Origin of the sequence: Paraglaciecola sp., assembly GCF_051252315.1 — a bacterium.
Taxonomy (GTDB): domain Bacteria; phylum Pseudomonadota; class Gammaproteobacteria; order Enterobacterales; family Alteromonadaceae; genus Paraglaciecola.
Map to the genome: position 1 here is coordinate 1 of NZ_JBPOFP010000198.1, position 4617 is coordinate 4617.

A 4617-nucleotide genomic window follows, 5' to 3' on the forward strand; every position below is an offset into this window, starting at 1 on the left:
GTGTGATGTATTTATTGATGACTTACCTAAAATATTCGAGCACATAGTATTTCCCGAGTCGGTTTGTAAAGTCTTATTCTCCCCCCACAAACCAGTTGTCCCTTATTCCAATATTATCGTATGTTCAAATTGGAAAGAAATTAGAAAACTGGAGAATTTTCTTGTTAAGTCCTGACCTTATTTCCGAAGTTTCAACTAAGTTAGCGGGAAATATAGACAACATTGAGCCATTAGATGGTGGAGGGAATAATCAAGTTTATTCAATCGTGGTGAATGGTAAAAAATATGTTGTAAAAAGTTATTTCGATAATGGTAATAAAATTAATAAAAAAGGTAAGAATGAATTCTCCTTCAGTACCTTGTTGTGGAATAAAGGTGAAAAGTCGACACCTAAACCTATATTGCAAGACGACAATGCAAAATGGTCTGTGTATGAGAAGTTGAATGGAAAGTCCATTTTAGATCCAAGTCTGATACATGTTTTAGATTCAGCAAGGTTTATTGGTCGGATTAAAAATTTTCATAATGAATATTTAAATCCGGCATCGGAGGCTTGCCTTCTCAATAAAGACTATTTCGATATTCTGCGATTTAGACTAAACCAATTAGCTAAAATTACACCAACTAGTGATGTGGCTGTGGAAGCACATTCTTTTGTTGTCGATACATTGCTTCCTAAGTTAGCGGATCTGGAACACCAAGAGGTAATACCTGAATCTAGTTTTAAAATATTGTCTCCCTCAGATTTTGGATATCACAATGCACTGTTACAAGCTGATGGAAAATTAAGATATTTCGATTTTGAACACGCTGGTGTGGATGACCCAGCAAAAATGGTTTGTGATTTTTTTAGTCAGCCCAAAGTTAAAGTTCCTTTAGAGTATTTGAAAGACTTTATTCTCACTGCATTTTCTGAACAAGAAGCTAAAGAAATTTTTGCAAGAATCAAATTTATTTTTCCCTTAGTACGCCTTAAATGGTGCTGTATATTGCTAAATGAATTTTCTAAGGAGGGGTTAGAAAGACGAAGTTTCGCATTAGAAAATAGCGATGATAATACTGTTTGTGAAGAACAGTTGAGGAAGTCTAAGGCGATGTTTGCATCTCTTGAAGAAATACTAGGAGGAAAGTTAAATGCAATGTCTGTTATGTAGCGGCGAATTGACTCAGGTTTATAAGGCTAAAACTGAGATAAGTGTTTCTTCAGACTGTAAGCTGATTAAAGATTCTCCAGCTTTACATCAGTGTGCCGTATGTGGACATATTCAAAAAGAAATTAATGAATCTTATTTACAGCAAATCAATGATTTATATCATAATTATACCGCCTACCCTTTAACGGAAGGTAAAGAGCAGCTGCAGTTTACAGGGGATGTTCCATCCACTAGAACAGAGTCTATTCTTCACAACTGTGAGCCGTATTTAAGAGATTTGAGATCAAACCTAAAATGGTTAGATGTTGGCGCAGGAAGCGGTGTAATGCTAAAGTCAATTTCCCATTTATATCCACATTTTAGCTTATGGGGGCAGGATGTATCCTCATGTAACGCTACGCAAGTATTAAGAATAAAAAATGTTAAGGGATTCTATCAAGGGGAGCTTGATAATATTCAGGACCAAAAGTTTGATGTTATTTCAATAATACACGTATTAGAACACGTAATTGAACCGATAACGTTTTTAAAACAACTGTCTAAGTTGTTGAGTAAAAATGGAATCCTTATTATTCAAGTTCCTGATATACAAACTAATATAATGGACGCTTGTATTTATGACCATGTATCTCATTTTCAATTGCCTACACTTACTTCTTTAGTGAACCGAATTTTCAAACATGTAGATGTACCCACTACGCAGATAGGAAAAGAATTAACATTGTTAGTGTCTAACAGGCAATCTAGCAATAGAATTGGCCATCAGCTGGAAGGTGCTCAAGTATTTGTTCCCGATTTTAATCATTTGATTAAACTTAATGAGCAAATGGTTCAGGTTAAACAAGCTACAGCTGTTTTTAGTACTGGCCCTACTGGTGTCTATGCCGGTTTATGCTTAGGTTCGCATTTAACTTGTTTTGTTGATGAGGATCCTAATAAAATCGGGAAACATTATTTAGGGGTTCCAATTCTGTCTCCAAAGGATATTCCGAAGGGAGTAACAGTGATTAGCCCTCTTCCTCCCGAACAAACTCACAATTTAAAATTACGATATCAAGATATTATTTTTCAGGAGTTATGAATGAAAGCGGCTGTATTATATGAATTAAATCAACCGCTCAGAGTGGTTGAAGTTGACGTTCCGAATGTCAAAATGGGCCAGGTTGAGGTTGATTTAGTTTATAGTGGTGTATGTCACTCGCAATTGATGGAAGTCTCTGGAGGTAGGGGGGAAGATAAATATTTACCTCACCTATTGGGACATGAAGGCGTAGGGGTAGTAAAAAGCATTGGTGAGAATGTAACCAAAGTAAATATTGGTGACAAAGTTGTATTAGGCTGGATAAAGGGACAGGGGCATGATGTGCCTGGAGGGTTATATCAGTGTAATGGGCAGACAATTAATGCTGGGTCAGTAACTACTTTTAATCAAACAGCAATTGTGTCAGAAAATCGCTTAGTTAAGTTACCAGAAGGTATGCCTATGAAGCTGGGGGTTCTTTTGGGATGTGCCTTACCGACAGGTGCTGGTCTGGTATTTAATGAACTAAAACCAGAAGTTGAGAAAACTATAGTTGTATTTGGACTAGGAGGAGTTGGTCTAAGTGCTCTTATTGCAGCTAATTACTACCAGCCCAGTATGTTAGTTGCAGTTGATGTGTCTCCTGAAAAGTTGGAGTTAGCAAAACAACTAGGTGCGACGCATGTCATTAATTCATCGGAAACTGATCCTGTTGAATGTATTACCAGATTAACCGGGCATGGGGCAGATTATTCTATTGAAGCTAGTGGGCAAGCTTTCACCATTGAGCAGGCATTTGAGTCAATTAGAGATGGTGGTGGCAAATGTATTTTTGCATCACATCCCAAAGATGGTGATAAAATAAGCCTTGAACCACACGCTTTTCATCGTGGAAAGTCAATTCAAGGTAGTTGGGGAGGTGGTTCTAATCCCGATACTGATATCCCTAAGCTTGTCAATTTGTATAAAAAGGGGCATTTAAATTTAGAGCCTTTTTTGTCAAAAGGCTATGCTCTGGACGATATTAATTCGGCAATGGATGATTTACGTAAAGGTGCAATTGTCCGTGCACTAATTGAAATTAATCCCGAATTAGATATTTGACATGAAAGTTTTAGTTGTTGGCGGTGATAGTCTAATCGGCAAAGCAATTGTTCAGGAATTCTCCGATGATCAACACTCTGTCACTTCGACAACTCGGCGAGACTCTAAAAGCAGGTATTTTTTAGATTTGCTCAGGCCATCAACATACCAATTTATAAATGACCAAAATTTTGATTTAGCAATTATTTGTGCATCCTTAACAAATATTAAATATTGTCAGGAAAATCAGCAAGAAGCCTTTAAAGTCAATGTTACTGGCTTAAAAAACTTAATGAGGCTGTTAGCTAATAAAGGCGTTTATATTATTTGGTTTTCATCAAATCAGCCTTTAGTTGACACTATAGGAAGTCAACCTCTTGAGTATTACGGTGAATGTAAAACACAAATTGAATGTTTTTTGACAGACGAAAAAATTGCTCACAATGTCATCAAGCTTCCTAAAATTATAGATAGCCTAGAATCTTTGTTGATATCGTGGAATAGTCAAAGTAATAACCCCTTAAAGGCATTTTCTGATCATTATTTTTCGCCAGTCAGTTTATCTTTTTTAGTGGTTCAGTTAAAAAATATTGCTAAACAAAAGTTACCGGGAACCTATTACTTTTCTGGTTCCCATTGTTTGTCATATTATGAGTTCGCAAAAAGGTTGTGGCCTGAGCGTTTTATCCAAGAAGAAAATGCGAAGTCAAAGGGGGTAACCCCGACACCATATACCAATATCAGGTTTGATGTAGATCCGGCCTTCATAAAAGTGCAAAATATTTGCCACGTATTAGATTATGTCAAGCTTAAGTTACTTAGCTAACTTGGCAATAATTTTTTTCAAGTGTTGGAATACACCTTTTCATTCTTTCCCATTCACTATCAAATAGACTTTGTTCGTACTCTACTAGAATATGGTTATTGAGCTCTATCTCCTCAGTCAATAACCTTCCTCTTGTTCCATTATTTAGTACGTTTAATTCAACACCCTCACTGTTACACTGTACTGCGATATATAACCCATAATCTAAGATTGTGTCTGTACCTTGAGTTTCAAAAAGTTGGGCTTTTAACTTTAGTTTATTGTAATTTTTGGGGACAACTAACTTAGGAAGCATAACTTGGCATTTTTCACCTAAGACAGAAAAATTAATTAAACTACCAGCAACAGTTAGTTGGTCACTAAACCAGTTTTGGGGCGATTTAGCGTCAGACTCTATATTGATAGGGCAAAACGTAATGCCAGGATATTCCTCACATAAATTCCTAATCGTGTTAGTGTCTCTATTATAGAGAGTATAAGATGTTGAGTATTGGCCTTTGAGGGGGATGCTTACTTGGTGCGTAGCGGGGAAC

The 4617-nt window shown here is 36.5% G+C and carries 5 protein-coding genes; 4 read left to right on the forward strand and 1 reads right to left on the reverse strand.

All coding sequences use genetic code 11. The features are described from left to right. Positions 1-161 precede the first annotated feature (161 nt). The 4 genes from ACSHXM_RS20930 to ACSHXM_RS20945 are packed head-to-tail and all read left to right on the forward strand — an operon-like array spanning position 162 to position 4084. A complete protein-coding gene (locus tag ACSHXM_RS20930; protein ID WP_435692197.1) occupies positions 162-1154 on the forward strand; it encodes an aminoglycoside phosphotransferase family protein in 993 nt (330 codons plus the stop codon). Continuing rightward, positions 1135-2235, forward strand: coding sequence for a class I SAM-dependent methyltransferase (locus ACSHXM_RS20935; RefSeq protein ID WP_435692199.1), 1101 nt, complete (start codon positions 1135-1137; stop codon positions 2233-2235). Before ACSHXM_RS20930 ends, ACSHXM_RS20935 begins: the two co-directional genes overlap by 20 nt. After that, positions 2236-3279, forward strand: coding sequence for a zinc-binding dehydrogenase (locus ACSHXM_RS20940; protein ID WP_435692201.1), 1044 nt, complete (start codon positions 2236-2238; stop codon positions 3277-3279). Between the two features lies 1 nt (position 3280). Then, on the forward strand, positions 3281-4084 hold the full coding sequence (locus tag ACSHXM_RS20945) for a sugar nucleotide-binding protein (protein WP_435692203.1): 804 nt from the start codon (positions 3281-3283) through the stop codon (positions 4082-4084). Here the strand turns inward: ACSHXM_RS20945 and ACSHXM_RS20950 are convergent. Continuing rightward, on the reverse strand, positions 4077-4617 hold a 541-nt coding region (locus ACSHXM_RS20950), incomplete at its 5' end, for a hypothetical protein (protein ID WP_435692205.1). The genes ACSHXM_RS20945 and ACSHXM_RS20950 overlap by 8 nt on opposite strands.

Bases quoted from the DNA above. Each gene is read 5' to 3' on its own strand.
- ACSHXM_RS20945 (WP_435692203.1), top strand. From the start codon at position 3,281: ATGAAAGTTTTAGTTGTTGGCGGTGATAGTCTAATCGGCAAAGCAATT.
- ACSHXM_RS20935 (WP_435692199.1), top strand. From the start codon at position 1,135: ATGCAATGTCTGTTATGTAGCGGCGAATTGACTCAGGTTTATAAGGCT.
- ACSHXM_RS20940 (WP_435692201.1), top strand. From the start codon at position 2,236: ATGAAAGCGGCTGTATTATATGAATTAAATCAACCGCTCAGAGTGGTT.